The organism is Romboutsia sp. 1001713B170131_170501_G6 (assembly GCF_015668195.1).
Classification (GTDB): domain Bacteria; phylum Bacillota; class Clostridia; order Peptostreptococcales; family Peptostreptococcaceae; genus Romboutsia_C.
The window spans coordinates 23,790-40,605 of record NZ_JADPFC010000005.1 but is presented as its reverse complement, the minus strand read 5'-3'; the positions used below and the strand labels follow the sequence as shown (position 1 = coordinate 40,605).

18 protein-coding genes are annotated in these 16,816 nt (G+C 28.3%); 2 read left to right on the top strand and 16 right to left on the bottom strand.

The window, feature by feature from the left end; translation table 11 throughout:
- Positions 1 to 12: 12 nt before the first annotated feature.
- From I4U89_RS11530 to I4U89_RS11510, 5 genes are all read right to left on the bottom strand, one after another.
- The gene (locus I4U89_RS11530) at positions 13 to 774 is read right to left on the bottom strand and encodes a TIM barrel protein (protein ID WP_195940521.1); all 762 of its coding nucleotides are present in this window, start codon (positions 772 to 774) and stop codon (positions 13 to 15) included.
- 9 nt (positions 775 to 783) lie between these two features.
- Positions 784 to 1,317, bottom strand: a complete 534-nt coding sequence (lepB, locus tag I4U89_RS11525; protein WP_195940520.1) for a signal peptidase I — start codon at positions 1,315 to 1,317, stop codon at positions 784 to 786.
- A gap of 31 nt (positions 1,318 to 1,348) precedes the next feature.
- Complete coding sequence (locus tag I4U89_RS11520) at positions 1,349 to 2,149, bottom strand: hypothetical protein (RefSeq protein ID WP_195940519.1); 801 nt, start codon at positions 2,147 to 2,149, stop codon at positions 1,349 to 1,351.
- 218 nt (positions 2,150 to 2,367) lie between these two features.
- Positions 2,368 to 3,666 carry an RsmF rRNA methyltransferase first C-terminal domain-containing protein gene (locus tag I4U89_RS11515; RefSeq protein WP_195940518.1) on the bottom strand — a complete coding sequence of 433 codons (1,299 nt, stop codon included), beginning with the start codon at positions 3,664 to 3,666 and terminating at the stop codon, positions 2,368 to 2,370.
- The gene (locus I4U89_RS11510; protein WP_195940517.1) at positions 3,663 to 4,388 is read right to left on the bottom strand and encodes a PrsW family intramembrane metalloprotease; all 726 of its coding nucleotides are present in this window, start codon (positions 4,386 to 4,388) and stop codon (positions 3,663 to 3,665) included. Before I4U89_RS11510 ends, I4U89_RS11515 begins: the two co-directional genes overlap by 4 nt.
- A 113-nt stretch (positions 4,389 to 4,501) precedes the next feature.
- Between I4U89_RS11510 and sleC the strand changes: the two genes are divergently transcribed.
- Complete coding sequence (sleC, locus tag I4U89_RS11505) at positions 4,502 to 5,776, top strand: spore cortex-lytic germination protein SleC (protein ID WP_195940516.1); 1,275 nt, start codon at positions 4,502 to 4,504, stop codon at positions 5,774 to 5,776.
- Positions 5,777 to 5,864: 88 nt separating this feature from the next.
- Here the strand turns inward: sleC and I4U89_RS11500 are convergent, their stop codons facing one another.
- From I4U89_RS11500 to I4U89_RS11450, 11 genes are all read right to left on the bottom strand, one after another.
- Positions 5,865 to 7,235 (bottom strand): DUF3298 and DUF4163 domain-containing protein, encoded by a 1,371-nt coding sequence (locus I4U89_RS11500; RefSeq protein ID WP_195940515.1) that lies wholly within the window; start codon positions 7,233 to 7,235, stop codon positions 5,865 to 5,867.
- 62 nt (positions 7,236 to 7,297) lie between these two features.
- Entirely contained in the window at positions 7,298 to 7,954 is a 657-nt protein-coding gene (locus tag I4U89_RS11495; protein WP_195940514.1) for a hypothetical protein, read from the bottom strand.
- A 233-nt stretch (positions 7,955 to 8,187) separates the two neighbouring features.
- A complete protein-coding gene (locus I4U89_RS11490; protein WP_195940513.1) occupies positions 8,188 to 8,505 on the bottom strand; it encodes a PTS lactose/cellobiose transporter subunit IIA in 318 nt (105 codons plus the stop codon).
- A gap of 12 nt (positions 8,506 to 8,517) precedes the next feature.
- Positions 8,518 to 9,243 (bottom strand): chitin disaccharide deacetylase, encoded by a 726-nt coding sequence (chbG, locus tag I4U89_RS11485; RefSeq protein ID WP_195940512.1) that lies wholly within the window; start codon positions 9,241 to 9,243, stop codon positions 8,518 to 8,520.
- 9 nt (positions 9,244 to 9,252) lie between these two features.
- Positions 9,253 to 10,563 carry a 6-phospho-beta-glucosidase gene (locus I4U89_RS11480; RefSeq protein WP_195940511.1) on the bottom strand — a complete coding sequence of 437 codons (1,311 nt, stop codon included), beginning with the start codon at positions 10,561 to 10,563 and terminating at the stop codon, positions 9,253 to 9,255.
- 33 nt (positions 10,564 to 10,596) lie between these two features.
- The gene (locus tag I4U89_RS11475; protein ID WP_195940510.1) at positions 10,597 to 11,913 is read right to left on the bottom strand and encodes a PTS sugar transporter subunit IIC; all 1,317 of its coding nucleotides are present in this window, start codon (positions 11,911 to 11,913) and stop codon (positions 10,597 to 10,599) included.
- A 22-nt stretch (positions 11,914 to 11,935) separates the two neighbouring features.
- A complete protein-coding gene (locus I4U89_RS11470) occupies positions 11,936 to 12,247 on the bottom strand; it encodes a PTS sugar transporter subunit IIB (protein ID WP_195940509.1) in 312 nt (103 codons plus the stop codon).
- A 109-nt stretch (positions 12,248 to 12,356) separates the two neighbouring features.
- On the bottom strand, positions 12,357 to 13,061 hold the full coding sequence (locus I4U89_RS11465; protein ID WP_195940508.1) for a GntR family transcriptional regulator: 705 nt from the start codon (positions 13,059 to 13,061) through the stop codon (positions 12,357 to 12,359).
- Between the two features lie 254 nt (positions 13,062 to 13,315).
- Positions 13,316 to 14,671 carry a 23S rRNA (uracil(1939)-C(5))-methyltransferase RlmD gene (gene rlmD / locus I4U89_RS11460; protein ID WP_195940507.1) on the bottom strand — a complete coding sequence of 452 codons (1,356 nt, stop codon included), beginning with the start codon at positions 14,669 to 14,671 and terminating at the stop codon, positions 13,316 to 13,318.
- A gap of 22 nt (positions 14,672 to 14,693) precedes the next feature.
- On the bottom strand, positions 14,694 to 15,416 hold the full coding sequence (locus I4U89_RS11455; RefSeq protein WP_195940506.1) for a pseudouridine synthase: 723 nt from the start codon (positions 15,414 to 15,416) through the stop codon (positions 14,694 to 14,696).
- Positions 15,416 to 15,745 (bottom strand): DUF1904 domain-containing protein, encoded by a 330-nt coding sequence (locus I4U89_RS11450; protein WP_195940505.1) that lies wholly within the window; start codon positions 15,743 to 15,745, stop codon positions 15,416 to 15,418. The genes I4U89_RS11455 and I4U89_RS11450 overlap by 1 nt, the downstream gene beginning before the upstream one ends.
- A gap of 175 nt (positions 15,746 to 15,920) precedes the next feature.
- Here I4U89_RS11450 and fba point away from each other — a divergent pair, with 175 nt between their 5' ends.
- On the top strand, positions 15,921 to 16,784 hold the full coding sequence (fba, locus tag I4U89_RS11445; RefSeq protein ID WP_195940504.1) for a class II fructose-1,6-bisphosphate aldolase: 864 nt from the start codon (positions 15,921 to 15,923) through the stop codon (positions 16,782 to 16,784).
- Positions 16,785 to 16,816 lie beyond the last annotated feature (32 nt).

The following is a 16,816-nucleotide window of genomic DNA, read 5'->3' as shown; positions in this document are numbered from 1 at the left end:
AAAAAGAGGTATTTAAACCTCTTTTTTAATATCTTTTATATATTCTATACTTTCTTTTATATCATGATAATTTATCTCTAATATTAAGAAGTCTGGTTCTAAGTCAATGATAGTTTTAACTTCTTTTTTATCTAATATACCTTTATTTATCCCTATATGGATATCTTTATTTCCATCATTGTCACTTAAATGAACTATTCTCATCTTGTTATGTAATTTGTCTATATAATTATCTCTATTGATTAGATTATGGCCTGTATCATAACAAAACCACAATTTCTCATTTTCTACTTTATTAAATATATATTCAAAATCATATACTTTGTTACCTACATTTGATAAATCACCATTATTAGAATAAGTATTTTCTATGGATATATTAGCTTTCGTCTTATTTATAATGTTATCTAACATACTACACGATATATCTAAATATTTTTCTCTATTTTTATTTAGTCTATCAGATATAACATACCCTAAGTGAAGATTGTAGTAACAAATATTTAAATCTTTTAATTTATAGTTCATTTCTTCTACAAATCTCACCCAAGATTTTCTAATAAATTCTATATTTTCACACAAGTTTAACTCCATAGGTAAATGAATACTTAGAGATACATTTAATTCTTTAAGCTTGTCTATGTATTTGTATATCTCATCACACTCATATAAATTATCTATACCAAGTTCTATATGTTTTATTTCATTTATTTCTTCACATAAATTTATTGCTTCATCTATATTATATAATAATGCCGATATACCAATTTTCATATAATTCACCTATTTTACAGTTCCTATTTTATTAAATGGATATAACCTTATCATTACCTTACCCATTATGTTTTTTTCATTTACTAATCCAACATCTTCATATCTACTATCTAAACTCTTTTCTCTATTATCTCCCATTGCAAATACTTCACCCTTTGGAACTGTCATGTCTATATATCCATCTGTATAATTATCATGTATATATGGTTCGTCTAATAGCTTTCCATTTACATATACTTTAGAATTTTCTATTTTAATATGATCCCCTCCAGTTGCTATAACTCTCTTTACTAAATCTTTAGGTTTTCCATTATCTTGAAGCAAGTTCGTATGGAATACTATTATATCTCCCTTTTCTGGTTCTCCTAATTTGTAAGCCATTCTATTAATTATTAGATAATCATTTTCCTTTAAAGTAGGATACATAGATTCTCCCTTAACTAAAGTAGGTCTTATAAATTGAGTTATTATAAATGCAAAAATAAGAGCAGTAGCTATTACCTTAATCCACTCTATTGATTCTTTTTTTAATTTTTCATTCATCCTAATAATCTCCTCCTAAATTTTAATTTAGTTAATAATTGGTGTAACTTCCTATCATTTGTATAGCCATCTCATTTATATTATCATATTTATTCATTTTTATACCTAAGTCTAGTAATTCACATGCTTTGACTAAGTCCTGCACTACTTCCATAGGGTTTCCATATAGCTCTTCAATATCTTCTTTGCTAACCCCTTTAAATCCATGTCCAACTGGGCTTTCATTTCTAAGCTTAATTAAATTTTCTAGTCTTTCTCCATTTAATATATCAACGACCTTTTCCATTCTTTTTGTTTTTTTAATATACCTATTTATATAGTTAGTCACCCCAGTTATTAGATTTCCATTATATATATTATACTTCTTTTTTAATGTATATAGAATATTTTTCTTAGATACCATATAACCGTGCATACTTACTTTATATTTTTTATTTTCCTTAGTGCTTACAAATATATATTTAAATAATGCTTCTTTTAATCTATATAACCTCCCCAAAAAATCAATATACTCTTCATTAACAATTTGTATCTTCATATTTTCTATAAGCTCTGATAATATGTCTTCAGGTTCTCCATTTTCTAGATTTTCTAGGTTAGAAATTAATCTTTTTATTTCTCTTCTACCTAACATCTCACTGCTCATATTATTTAAACTAATCGATGCTTTTTTAAAATCAAAGTTTATAGCATACTTAGAAGATTCCATTAATAGATATAAATCTCCTTCGACTATACCAACTTCTTCTAAAACATCAATTACTGCATCATAATCATATCTTTGTAAAAATTTATATATAACATACTCTTTACTTTTATCTAATGGATTCATATTTTCCTCCTAGTTGTATCTCTTTTTTAATACACATATGTTTATTATTAAACTAGAAGGTTTATATTATGTAAAAAAGCTCATATTAAATATATATGAAGACTTTTTTGAAGCACATATATAAAAATTATATCTAACTATAAATTTAATATAAGTTTATCTACATATGTACTATAAAAAGGTACTAAGTTATAACTTAGTACCTTTTTATAGTTATTTTAGTATTTTATTCTAAGCCCTTTTGGATAGTGGTTCTTTAATACTCCATTAGATTCTTTTCCCCATCCTAGTGGTATATTTTCTACTGTTACTAATACCCATCCTCTACTTTGTCCTGTATTTATAGTATTTCCTCTTAAATAATTTAATACTTCTTCATCTTGTATTGATAAATTTTCTGTATACTTAACTTGATTTGGTTTTAAATAATGAGATAATGCATGTGATGGTTCAAACCTATTTTTCTTTAGTGTTCCCAAATGAAGTCCATATCTTAAAACTTTTAATTTTTTAGTTTCCGGGCTTTCTTCTGGCAATAAATATAAGTTTTCTCCTCTTATGTCAAATTTATTTCCTAATGACTCATTTAAAAATTTCTTTTCAAATTCTCTATAATCTTTTAATTCTTTATCTAATCTTTTAACTTTTAGTTCTTTAGTATTTGTGTCTTCTTCTTCATTTTTTTGTATCTTGGCTACAAAATGACCTTCTCCTTTTATCTTGTGAGGCCATAATCTTTCCATATCTATAAGCTTAGCATTTTCATATTCTTCTATAAACTCATTTATAACTGTTTCATTTTCTTCCTTTGCAAATGTACATGTTGAGTATACTAACGTACCTCCATTTTTAAGCATCTCATATCCATCTCTTATTATTTCTCTTTGGATAGATTGACATTCTAATACTTTTGCATAACTCCAATCACTTATAGCAACTTCATCTTTTCTAAACATTCCTTGCCCAGAACAAGGAGCATCTATTACTATTTTATCAAAATATCCTCTAAATACCTTCTTTAGGTTATTTGAGTCTGTATTTGTTATTATACAGTTTTTAGCTCCAAATCTTTCTAAATTCTCTCCTAATGCCTTTATTCTTGTTGGGTTTATTTCATTTGATACTAATAACCCTGTATTGTTTAATTTTGATAGTATGTATGTTGATTTACCTCCTGGAGCAGCACACATATCTAGAATTTTTTCACCTTCTTTAACATCTAACTTTGGTACTACGCTCATAGCTGATGGTTCTTGTAAATAATATGCTCCAGCTTCATGTAGAGGATTTTTACCCGGTCTGTCTATATCTTCATCATAGTAAAATCCTTCATCTACCCAAGGTATTTGTTCTAGCTTAAATAAATCTAATTTATCTAAATCATTTTTACTTATTTTTAATGTATTAACTCTAAGACCAGTAGTTTTTTTATCATCATATGTTTTTATAAATTCATCATACTCATCTTTTAGTATTTCCTTCATATCACTTAAAAATCTTTCAGGTAACTTTGTCAATTCTTATCGTCCTTCCTAATTCTCTTTTTTCTTCTTTTAAATCTATTCTTTGAATTGATTATATATTTGTCTAACTTATCTAGGTTTAATTTGCCTAAAAAAAGCACATAAACCACAAACAATATAATAGACCATCTATACTCTATCATCAATATAAAATCAAAAACTCCATGTATTAAAATTGGTATTAATACAGATAGTATTAAATATTCTCTTTTTTTAAATTTGTCCGTACTAAATTTATATTTAGATATATAATATCCCATAGTTATTGCAAATAACATATGAGCTGGTACGGATATTATTGCTCTAATAAGTCCAACCTGTATAACTGTACTTTGATCTTCTTTTAGTATATATAACAAGTTTTCTAATGTTGCAAATCCTAATGACAAAAACACAGAATAAATAATTCCATCTAATTCTTCATTAAAATATCTTTCTTTTAAAAGATTTGGAATCAATACAAATGCCTTTAATCCTTCCTCTGTCATACCTGCTACTATAAAAGATATGTATATGATACTTGTATATCCTGTTAATATATTTAACTTCAATAATATAAACTCTATAATAAGGGCAATTACTCCCATAAATACTCCTAATAAAAAAAACTTAACTAACCTATTTATAGGTTCTTTATCATATTTATCTTTTAGGTATATCCAAAATATATAAGCTATAGTTGGTGCTATAGCTAATGTAAATATATTTAAACTCATGTAATCACTTCTTTCTTTTTTATATAATCTATATTATTTCCATTTTCCTTAACAAAATAAGATGTTTATTCATACTATAAAATAATAAGATACTATTTTTAAGGGGTGATTGCATGCAAGATGGTTTCTTAACGGTTAGCGTTATAGACAACAATACTAATCAACCAATAGAAAATGCTACAGTTAATATATACTCTATTCCTGATTCAGGGCAGAGTTCAGTTAAAGTTTACGAGAACTTAAAAACAGACTCTTCTGGTCAAGTTACAGATTTAGCTCTAAATGCTCCAGATGTCAGTTATTCACTAGATCCTTCATCACCTATAAGACCATATAGCATTTATACTGTTGAAGTATCTAAAGATGGTTATGAGACAATTTTAATAGATGGTACACAAATCTTAGCCACTATAGAAGCTCGACAAACAGTTCCTGTTACTTTAAAAACTAGATCTAGAAATTCTTATTCAAGACAAAATGAACAAGTGTTTGATATTCCAGACCATACTCTATATGGAGATTATCCACCTAAAATTCCTGAAAGTAGTTTAAAGCCTCTACCACCTCCTACTGGATTTGTTGTTCTTGATAATCCAGTAGTTCCAGAATTTATAGTAGTTCATGATGGAATGCCCGAAGATACTTCAGCTCCTAACTATTGGATACCATTTAAAGACTATATAAAAAATGTAGCTTCTTCTGAAATATATTCTACGTGGCCTGAACAAACTATTTATGCTAATGTAATAGCTATAGTTTCATTCACTTTAAATAGAGTATTTACTGAATGGTACAGAAATAAAGGCTATAGCTATACTATTACCTCTACTACTGCTTTTGATCATAAATTTATTAATAATAGAAACTTCTTTGACACTATTAATGTTGTAGTTGATGATGTATTTAATACTTTTATAAAAAGACCACCTACCTCTAGACAGCCTCTTTTAGCTCAATATTGTGATGGTGTAAAATCTCAATGCCCAAATCAAATGACTCAATGGGGAAGTAAATATCTTGGAGATGAAGGTAAAGACTATGAAAGTATATTAAGATCATTTTATGGTGAGCAAATAATATTTGAAAAAGCACCTATCGTAAGTGGTGTTCCTGTATCTTTCCCTGGTGAAATTTTACAAATAGGTTCTAATAATAACTATGTTAAAACTATTCAAAACCAACTTAATGCAATCTCTAATTCATACCCTCTAATACCTAAAGTTAAAGAGGATGGTATTTTTGGAGAATCTACTGCCGAGGCTGTTAAAGTATTTCAAGGAATTTTTGGCCTACCTAAAAGTGGTATTGTTGATTTTAAGACATGGTACGAAATTTCTAGAATATATGTAGCTGTAACTAAAATAGCTTCTTTAAATCCTACAATATAGATATAAAATATATTTCCAAATAACAAAAGCTTTACTGCTTATAATCTAATTTTTATTAGATATAAATAGTAAAGCTTTTTAGTATTATTTATTTTAGTATCTCTAAGTATTCTTCTTTTAACATGTGACTTATTATACTATTATTTATTTTAAACTCTGGTATACCTGCTGCAAATGGTGCAATTTTATATAAATCAAAATAAACAACTATATTATTGTCATCTATATAAAACTTATTGTCTTTTTCTATTGATTCAAATTGATATACACCTTCATACTCCTTATTATTTTTAACTAACTCTTCTATTTGCCTTCTAATTTCATTGTTTATTACTTTTATATAATCTGATTTTGGCTTAAATAAATCGCTTAATTTTAATATTTTTCCATTTCTCATGTCTATATTATAACTTATATCTTCATAGTCTTCATGAGCTCCTCCACTATATTGATTGTAAGTTACTTTTATACTTAGTATATTATCACTATTTTTTTTAACTTCATAATCCACATTTGCTACAAATTTATCTTCTGATACATCAACATTATCTAGATAGTTTTTAGCACTCTCATAAACTTTATTATAAAAGTCCATTATATCTTTTCTTATTTTGTAATTTATTTTTTTGTCTATATCTTTATTTGAAGATATTATTATAGGGATATTTAATATACTATTTATATATTTATTATTTTGAGTAATAGTTTGTGTATCTACATTTGCAATTATATTTTTTGTATTTATTGACTTTACCTTGTTATTAAAAACATCATATGGGACTTTAAATTCATACTCTCTTGTCTTACCATTTTTATTTTGGTCCAATATTATTGATAATCCTCCGTCTACAATTATAAAATTAGTTTCCTTGTCTATAATTACTAGGTTTTTGTCTATATCTATTTTCTTTTCATCTATAGTCTTATTTATATAAGATTTTATTAATTCTTTATAGTTTTCATTTTCTCCTAAAAGATTATCTATATATATTCTTTGCCCTGTCTTTAAGTCAAAAATATAACTTTCTTTGTTAGTCGAAAATTTATTTTTTCCAATTTTAGTTTCTTTCACTATAACTATATTGATTACATCTTTACTTTGAAACGCTAAATTATATTCTAATAATATACTAGTTTTTTGTTTATCATTTTGTAATTCTATATCTTGCCTTTTATGATTTATATAACTATTTATATTATTTCTGATAAAAGAATTAATGTATCTTTCAGCATTTTTATTATCACAATATAATTTAGGCATTCTAACTATTATTGATAAATTTTTATATTCTATTTTACTTCTTTCTTCAGTAACTTTCACTGTTTTTATACTATCTACTATGTTAGCTTTTACTTTACTTGATATATTTACTAACTCAGTATTATATAAAAGTATTAAAGATAGTACTGTTATACATATTGATGCTACAAATACTCTTATATTTCTTCTTTTATTCATTTATAATTCCTCCAAAACATAATTGCATTACTATGTTTTGAATTTATTATATTTTTATTCTACTAAAAACTTTTTAATTTTGATTTATTTGCCATCGCGAGTATAAGTCCTAGTGCTATAGATGCAAATGCAGACACTATAACTTGATATTGTGGTTCAAATAAAAATACAATCGTATGGCAAGGTATCCAGAAAAATGGTATGGTTTTTAATACTGTAAAATCAATATATGTATACCAGTCAATTTTATTTGTTATATCTCTAAGACTTACTCTTCCTCCATTTTTATAATGTCTTATATCTATGTACGTATCTGTACACTTATGAAATAAAAATACTGCTGGTGATTGTAATATATTCATAATCGCACTTGTCAAAAATGCATGTGCAAAAATAGACTCTTTAAAAGGAAGCTTTCCTACCTCTTGAGCAGCTTCTACACCCTTAGAGAATACTGGCAATCCTAATGTTATAACAATGCCTATTACACCCCAAACTATCGCTCTAAACATAATTCCATTTGGCTGCTTCCAGTACCCATAACTTATTCTTATACCTAGTAACTCTCCCATTGTAGCTAAGACCGCAAATTTAATAAATCCACTTATATATGGATACTCTCCTGTTACAGTAATGAATAAATCCCTACTAACTGGTATAACTAATATAAGTATCCAGATAATAAGAATTCCTCCCCATATAAAATCCCCTTTTTTCATTAATGTCCCCCCTTGATATACTTTACATTTACTTAGTATATTTTCTTCATTAAGTATTAATACTCCTTTAATTTACACAATTTGCTATATCATAATTTGAGTATATTAATACAAATTAATATATATTTAAAAATTTATGACAAACTATCTTAAATAATATAAGCAGTATACTTTTTATAAAATACAAAAGAGTATTGAATTAAATTCAATACTCTTTTGTATTAAAAAATATTTTACTTACTTTCTAATTTTTCGTATAAATCTATAAACTCTTCTGCTAACTGCTGAAAATTCATGGCATTCATTAAGTGGTCTTGTGCATGAACTAATAAAACACTTACTTCTGTTTTATTTCCACTAGCCTCACCTTGTATAAGCTCTGTTTGGAATCTATGAGCCTTAGTTATTACTTCCTTAGAATTTTTCATAGTTTCTCTTGCTGCTTCTATATTCCCCTTTTTAGCTTCAGATATTGCTTCAAAAGCTAATCCTTTTGCATCCCCTGCATATCCTATTATGCCAAATGATATTTCAAATATTTTTTCATCCATTTTAAAAACCTCCTAAATGTCCCTATAACTACTTAACTCAAAGTTATCATTTAAATACTTTTTAACTTCCTCTGATGTCAATATCTCATGCTCTCTTGTTCTTTGCATCGCATAAGATGTAGAGTTTAAAATATATTCATCTAAATATGCTGGATGAGTCATTATATCTAAAGTGTCATATTCTTTTAAAGTATTTATATTCTTCTTAAAGTAATCAATTTCTACATTATCACTATAAAAAGTATCTAACATAGGTACTACTTTTGAGTATTCTAGATTATATTCAAATCCACCTCTTATTGGTAGATTGTATTTTTCTATTATTCTTTCAATAACTGGCTGTAATTTCTTTAAAGTATGAACATGGTGATGACTATCAAGATGAGAAATTTCAGTGTATTTCTTTACTTTTTCTATCTGAGCACAAAGTTCTTCATAAATTTCATCTAAATTCATCTTATCTATTACATCATTAGTGATTCGCTTAAAAAATTTTCCATTTTCATCTACTAGGCTTTCCAAATTAGAAAGTACTGGTTTATTACAACTAATAGTCATATGGACTCCACATGCTAAACCTGGATTTTCCTTTAAAAGTTTCATAGCATGTTCAAATCCTGGCATATTAGCCATAACTGTTGTAGATTTTACTACACCTTCTTTATATGCTGATATTATCCCATAATTTACAGCTTTACAATATCCAAAATCATCTGCATTTACTATAAGTTTAGTCATAAATTTCACCTACTTATTAAATTGAGGTAAGTACTCTTTATGAGCCTCTAACATCTCATCTAATATAATTTTTGCTAAATCATCTGAAGGTATTAATGGATTTATACAAAGTGCTAATAATGCACTTTCATAATCTCCATATACAGCTGCTTTGGCTGCTAGTATTTCAAAAGTTTTTATATCACTTACTAAACCATCAGTACACTGCGGAAGATATCCCATTGATAAAGGTTTTGGTCCTTCGCTAGTTATTACACTACTAACTTCAACAGCTTGATCATCTCTAAAGTTTCTTATAGCTCCATTATTTAATGTATTAACTACTTGTATATCTCTTTTATCATTGTATATAGAACTTATTAAGTTACAAGCTGCATCACTATAATATGCTCCTCCCCTTTTCTCAAGTTGAGGTGGTTTTACATCTAAGCTTTTATCTTTATAAAGTTCAAATAATTGCTCTTCCAATTCTTTAACAACTTGACCTCTTGCCTTACCCTTTTTAAATTCTTCTAATTCTTCATCTAACATTTCTTTAGTTTTATAATAATATCTATGGTATGGACAAGGTATAGCACCTAATGCTTTAACAAACTCTGAATTAAAATCTATTGCCTTTATATTTTCCATACTTATTTTAGAACTTACAAACTTATCTATTGCTTCCTTTGTAACATCTTTGCCATCCAGAATAACATTAAGCCCATATACCATATGATTAAGTCCAGCAAAATCCATATATATTCTATCATTTTCTACTCCAAATAGCTTTGCAACTCCATTTCTAACACCTATAGGAACATTACATAATCCTATATAATTTTTGAAGTTTGTGTATTTAAATACTGCTTCACTTATTACACCTGTTGGATTTGTAAAATTTATTAACCATGCATTTGGGCATAATTCTTCTATATCTTTTATTATATCTAGTATAACTGGTACAGTTCGAAGGGCTTTAAATAGCCCTCCTGCACCATTAGTTTCTTGACCTATTACTCCATGTGATAAAGGGATACTTTCATCTTTTATTCTAGCATCTAATAATCCAACTCTTAACTGAGTTGTCACAAAATCTGCACCTTTTAAAGCTTCTCTTCTATTTAATGTAAGATTAATTTTAATGTCTAATCCAGATTTTTTAATCATTCTCTTGGCAAGATTACCTACTATTTCTAACTTTTCTTTCCCTGCCTCTATATCTACAAGCCATAGTTCTTTAACTGGTAGCTCACTATATCTTTTTATAAATCCTTCTATTAATTCAGGAGTATAACTTGACCCTCCCCCTATTGTAACTATCTTAAGACCTTTTTTCATAATTTTCTACCACCCAATCTCTATGATTCTTAACTAACCTTGTTGTTTTGCTAATCTTTTTTTTGCCATTCTTTCATCTGCAACTACAAATGGTAAATATACAACAATAGATATTATTAAGTTAACTGCTGCTAATGCTCCACCAGTCCAATGCCCCGTAGCCATTATTCCACTAAATATTGGAGGAGTTATCCAAGGAATTTTTGCCATTAAAACTGGTGCTACCATTCCGCTCGATATAGCTAAGTATGAAGTTATTGTACATAATACTGGCGCTAGTACAAATGGAATCATGTATATTGGATTTAATACTATTGGCATACCAAATATCATAGGCTCACTTATATTGAAACATGCTGGTGGTCCACCTAAAGCTATCATTTCTTTACGTCTTCTACCCGCTATTATTAATGCTATTATTAACCCAAGTATCATCCCCGAACCACCTAAGTATACAAATGCATCTAAAAATGCTCCTGCAAATACATGGTAACCTTCTGTTGCTCCTGCTGACGCTAACTCAGCATTTTTACCTCCTAATTCCATTAATATTGGCTCTACTGCAGGAAGTGCTATGTTTGCACCATGTAATCCAAATATCCATAGAACATGGATAAACAATACTGTAAACACAGCCCCTCCTAAAGAGTCAGCCATACCAGTTAAAGGTTTCGCTAAATATGTTGATAATAAATCATTTATAAATAATCCGTTTGATAAAAGTTTTACTATTATACCTATTATACCTATTACAAATAACGCTATTACTCCTGGTAATAATTTTGCAAATGATCTAGAAACTGCTGGTGGTACACCATCTGGCATCTTTATAGTTAACCAAGTTACTTTAGATAATCTTACATAAATTTCTGTTGTTACTATTGCTACTACCATAGCAGTAAATAGTGCATTAGTTGACACATAACCCCAAGGTACAAACCCCCATCCTGAAACTGCCTCTCCTGCTTCAGTTACTATGTCTGCAGTTTGAGGAGATAACACTAAAAATCCACATAATGCTAGAAGTCCTGCTTGTAAACCATTTGCTTCATATGATTTTGCTAAGGAATATGCTACTGATACAGCTAAAAATAATGACATCATTGCAAGTGACCCCCACCATAAGTCACCTCCCAATGTAAATATTTGTTGACCAACTGTAGTGTTAGCTAACATATCTTGGTAAGGTTTTAATGGTAAGTTCTTTATAAGTGATCCAAATGCTCCAACCATAGTTACTGGTATCATAGCAATGAAACCATCTCTTATTGCTACTAAGTGTCTTTGTGAGCCAACCTTAGATGCTATTGGAACTAAATGTCTTTCCATAAAGTTCATTAATACTTCCATTTTGATTATCCCCCTTTTTAATTTACTTTGAATTATATAATTCCATTGCTCTATCTAATACGGCTTTACCATTACATGTTCCATAGTGCATCATATTTATAACCTCTACTGGTACATTGTGTGGTTTAGCCATCTCTGTCGCTTTACCTAATATATATCTAACCTGTGGTCCTAATAATAAAACGTCACAATTTCCTATTTCTTTGTCTAAGTTGACTTCTGATATAGCCCATATTTCTGCTTCTATATCTTTTTCCTTCGCTGCAGCCTCCATTTTTGTAACTAATAAACTAGTTGACATCCCCGCTGAACAAGCTAACATTATTTTTATCATTTTTTGTACCTCCCCAAAATATATTTTATTAAATTTTAAATGTCTATACATTTATTATATATTAAATGTATAGACATTTCAAGAAAACATTTTCACATCCTATGTATTTTTATTTAGATATAGCATTAACGGTTAAAGTATAACCATAATGATATGTATGAGAGTATTCAAATGCTTCACCGTTATCAAGTCTGCAAACTTGCTTTATATATAATAATGGTTCTTTTCTATCTAATTTTAGATTTTCTTCTAACTCATCATTAGATATAACAGCCTCTACTTCTCTTTCTGATATAGCTATCTTACGGCCACTAACTTCCTCAACATATTCATATAAGGAACCCATGCAATGAGTTTCATTTATATTTGGAAATAGTTTATCTGGCATATATGTAATCATATACGATAATCTTTTATCATTTGCTAATCTAACTCTCTTTATCTCCCAAACATAATCACCTTCATTTATATTTAGCTTTTCAGATATTTCATCATCTGATTCTATTTTTTCTAAACTAACCAATATACTTGACACTTTATACCCTTTGCTATTCATCTCTTTTGTAAACCCACTTATAGAAGATATATTGTCATATACCTTACTTCCTAAAACTATACTGCCTATTCCCCTCCTCCTTGCTATATATCCTTCCTTAACTAAATTATTAAGTGCTGATCTAACAGTCATTCTTGTTACATTAAACTCTTCGCATAATTGATGTTCTGATGGTATTAAATCTCCTTGATTTAATTTTCCTGAATTAATTAATTCTTTTACATAGTTCTCTATTACTTTATATATAGGTTGACCCATAATTTTCCTCCTTTGACATTAAGCCTGAATTTGTTACCTATTTAGTTGTATATACATTTAATAATATATTAATTTGTAATTTTTATAAACTCCTTTGAGGTAATTTTTATGATAATACTCCTTTATTATATCTTTTATATAGTCTTTGATTAATATTTAAAGTCAAATTATCCAAAGTATACAAAATTTTTAATTTCTTTACACTCAAAATAAGACCACCTAAATTTATAGGTAGCCTTATTATATAATCTATATTAAGCTTTTTTTAACTTAACAACAGTTTCAACATGTGGTGTATTTGGGAACATATCCATACATTTAACTAATTCTACTTCATATCCGTAGTTTTTAAATTCAACTAAATCTAGTACTAAAGTTTTTGGATTACAAGATATATATATTATTTCTTTAGAGTCAAATCCACATATATCTCTTATAGCATCCTTGTGTACACCTGGTCTTGGTGGATCAACTATTATTAAATCTGGCTTTTCTTTTAATTTATTTACTGTTTTAGCAACATCTCCTGCTATAAATTCACAGTTTGTTAAACCGTTTAATTTTGCATTTTGATTAGCAGCTACTACAGCTTCTTCTATTATTTCTATACCATAAACTTTCTTAGCAGCTCCTGCCATAACTTGTCCTATAGTACCAGTACCACTATATAAATCAAATACTACTTTATCGCTATGGTCTCCAACAAATTCTCTAGCTATAGAGTAAAGTTCTTCTGCTCCTTTAGTATTTGTTTGGAAGAATGAGAATGGAGATATTTTGAATTTTAACCCTAATATTTCTTCTTGTATATAATCTCTTCCATGAAGAACTCTTAATTCATCACAGTTTACTGCATCTGCTAGTCCATCATTTATAGTGTGTAATATACTTACTAATTCTGCGTCTAAACCTAAATTTAAAAGCATGTTTTTATACTCAGTCATATCAAAGTCTAATTGAGAAGATGTAACTATATTCACCATCATTTCTTTGGTGTTTATACCTTTTCTAACTACAAGGTTTCTTAAATATCCTTTGTGGTTGAATGTTCTGTAGTATGGTATTTGCTTTTCATTGAAGTACTCTACTGTTGAAGTTAGTATCTTTATGAAATCTTGATCTACTAAGTAACATCCATCAACAGTTATTATGTCTATATGCTTTCCTTTTTTATGAAGTCCTAAAGATAGTGGACCATCTTTCATTTCATCACCGAAAGTATACTCCATTTTATTTCTGTACATTCTTTGCTCAGGACTTCCTTGTATTCCTAAGAATTTAAATCCAAATAACTCTTGTTGTAAGAATAAATCCATTACTTGTCTTTCTTTTATTTGAAGTTGCTTTTCATAAGGAACTGATAATATACTACATCCCCCACATTGATTGAAATGTTTACATGGCTCTTCTGTTTCTAGCGGTGAGTTTTCTAGAAGTTCTAGCATTTTAACTTCAGCTTTTTTGCTTCTAGCTTTTTGAACTATTGCTTTAACTTTTTGTCCAGTTATTCCGCCCTTCATATATACATCTTTACCATCATATAAACTTACAGAAGTTCCACCGAACTCCATTTTATCTATTTCAAATTCTATTATGTCTCTTCTTTTCACTAAAACTACCTCCGCTCAATTATTATCTTTCTTCTAATAATTTTATTTCCTCTTCTGTTAATTCTCTATACTCTCCTAGCTCTAGATTTTTATCTAGCACTAATTTTCCCATAGACAGTCTTTTTAAGTATACTACTTTTTTACCTACACTCTCAAACATTCTTTTAACTTGGTGGAATTTTCCTTCATGTATAGTAAGTTCTATTTCTGATATTTCACCACTCTTTAATATTTTAAGTTGTGACGGCATAGTTTCATATCCATCATCAAGCATAACTCCTTTTGAGAAAGCAACTATATCTTCTTCTGTTACAATTCCTTCTATTTTAGCATAGTAAGTTTTTGGTACATGCTTTTTTGGTGATAATACCCTATGTGCAAGTTGTCCATCATTTGTTAATACCAATAGCCCTTCCGTATCTTTATCTAATCTACCTACTGGAAATGGTTCAAAAACATAGTATGATGAATCTATTAAGTCTAATACTATTGGGTCATGCTTATCAAAAGTTGCCGATATATATCCGTCTGGTTTATTTAACATTATGTACACAAATTCTCTATAGTTTACTTCTTCTCCATTAAAAAGTATTTTATCATTTTCTGGGTCAACTTGAATCCCTGGATTATTTATATTTTTTCCATTTACAGATATCATACCTTGCTTACAGTATTTTTTTATTTCCGCTCTACTACCATATCCAATATTAGAAAGTATTTTATCTATACGTAATTTTTTAGCCATTAAAAATGTTCTCCATTTTCATAGTATTTTTCCTTTTCAAAAACAGTAAATGCTAAATCCATACTTTCTACTTTTAATCCATCTCTTATACTATTTGTTATTATTTTAGCTACTGTGTCTTGAACTTCTTGTCCTCTATCAAACCAAGCTACTTCCACAAATGGATATACATCTGCTATTTTTCCATCTCTTATAGCTACAGATTTTATACATTCTATTTCAAAGTAATCTCTAGGGCATTTTACTGCTTCCACTAATTTATCTATCATATTTTCACTTATTTTACATATATCATTTTCATTTATACCTCTTACTTTTATTTGTGGCATATATAATTCCTCTCTTTTCTTTAAAATTTATTTAGTTATAGATATTATTATACTTTTAATTGCTAGTTATTACAATTTACTATGTACTTTTTTTGTATTAGGGTTATAATATTAATTGATGGGTAAATTTTATATTTGATTATTTTTAATAATTAATTGTATGGAGGGTTTATATATGTTAGTTTCAGCTAAAGACATGTTACAAAAAGCTAGAGAAGGAAAATACGCAGTAGGTCAATTTAACATAAATAACTTAGAATGGACTAAGGCAATATTATTAACTGCTCAGGAAAACAATTCTCCAGTTATATTAGGAGTATCTGAAGGTGCTGCTAAATATATGTGTGGTTTTAAAACTATAGTTAATATGGTTGAAGGAATGATGGAAGAATTAAATATAACTGTTCCAGTTGCTGTTCATTTAGACCACGGAAGCTACGATGGAGCTAAAAAAGCTATGGAAGCTGGTTTCTCTTCAATAATGTTTGATGGTTCTCACTATCCAATCGAAGAAAATATAGCTAAGACTAAAGAAATGGTTGAATTAGCTCATGCTAAAGGTCTTTCTTTAGAAGCAGAAGTTGGTTCTATAGGTGGAGAAGAAGATGGTGTTGTTGGTGCTGGTGAAGTTGCAGATCCAGCTGAATGTAAATTAATAGCAGATTTAGGAATAGATATGCTAGCTGCTGGTATAGGTAATATACATGGTAAATATCCAGAAAATTGGGCTGGATTAAACTTTGATGCTTTAGCTGCTATAAATAATGCTACAGGAAACATGCCATTAGTATTACACGGAGGAACTGGTATACCTGCTGAAATGATACAAAAAGCTATATCATTAGGTGTTTCTAAAATAAACGTTAATACTGAGTGCCAATTAGCATTTGCTGATGCTACTCGTAAGTATATAGAAGCTGGTAAAGACTTAGAAGGTAAAGGATTTGACCCTCGTAAGCTTTTAGCTCCAGGGTTTGAAGCTATAAAAACTACTGTTAAAGAAAAAATGGAATTATTCGGATCAATAAATAAAGCTTAATTCCTTTTAAAAATTAAATAAAAAAGAGCATC

Coding starts and splice junctions, on each gene's coding strand:
- I4U89_RS11530 (WP_195940521.1), bottom strand. CDS start 774: ATGAAAATTGGTATATCGGCATTATTATATAATATAGATGAAGCAATA.
- lepB (WP_195940520.1), bottom strand. CDS start 1,317: ATGAATGAAAAATTAAAAAAAGAATCAATAGAGTGGATTAAGGTAATA.
- I4U89_RS11520 (WP_195940519.1), bottom strand. CDS start 2,149: ATGAATCCATTAGATAAAAGTAAAGAGTATGTTATATATAAATTTTTA.
- I4U89_RS11510 (WP_195940517.1), bottom strand. CDS start 4,388: ATGAGTTTAAATATATTTACATTAGCTATAGCACCAACTATAGCTTAT.
- sleC (WP_195940516.1), top strand. CDS start 4,502: ATGCAAGATGGTTTCTTAACGGTTAGCGTTATAGACAACAATACTAAT.
- I4U89_RS11500 (WP_195940515.1), bottom strand. CDS start 7,235: ATGAATAAAAGAAGAAATATAAGAGTATTTGTAGCATCAATATGTATA.
- I4U89_RS11495 (WP_195940514.1), bottom strand. CDS start 7,954: ATGAAAAAAGGGGATTTTATATGGGGAGGAATTCTTATTATCTGGATA.
- I4U89_RS11490 (WP_195940513.1), bottom strand. CDS start 8,505: ATGGATGAAAAAATATTTGAAATATCATTTGGCATAATAGGATATGCA.
- chbG (WP_195940512.1), bottom strand. CDS start 9,243: ATGACTAAACTTATAGTAAATGCAGATGATTTTGGATATTGTAAAGCT.
- I4U89_RS11480 (WP_195940511.1), bottom strand. CDS start 10,563: ATGAAAAAAGGTCTTAAGATAGTTACAATAGGGGGAGGGTCAAGTTAT.
- I4U89_RS11475 (WP_195940510.1), bottom strand. CDS start 11,913: ATGGAAGTATTAATGAACTTTATGGAAAGACATTTAGTTCCAATAGCA.
- I4U89_RS11470 (WP_195940509.1), bottom strand. CDS start 12,247: ATGATAAAAATAATGTTAGCTTGTTCAGCGGGGATGTCAACTAGTTTA.
- I4U89_RS11465 (WP_195940508.1), bottom strand. CDS start 13,061: ATGGGTCAACCTATATATAAAGTAATAGAGAACTATGTAAAAGAATTA.
- I4U89_RS11455 (WP_195940506.1), bottom strand. CDS start 15,416: ATGGCTAAAAAATTACGTATAGATAAAATACTTTCTAATATTGGATAT.
- I4U89_RS11450 (WP_195940505.1), bottom strand. CDS start 15,745: ATGCCACAAATAAAAGTAAGAGGTATAAATGAAAATGATATATGTAAA.
- fba (WP_195940504.1), top strand. CDS start 15,921: ATGTTAGTTTCAGCTAAAGACATGTTACAAAAAGCTAGAGAAGGAAAA.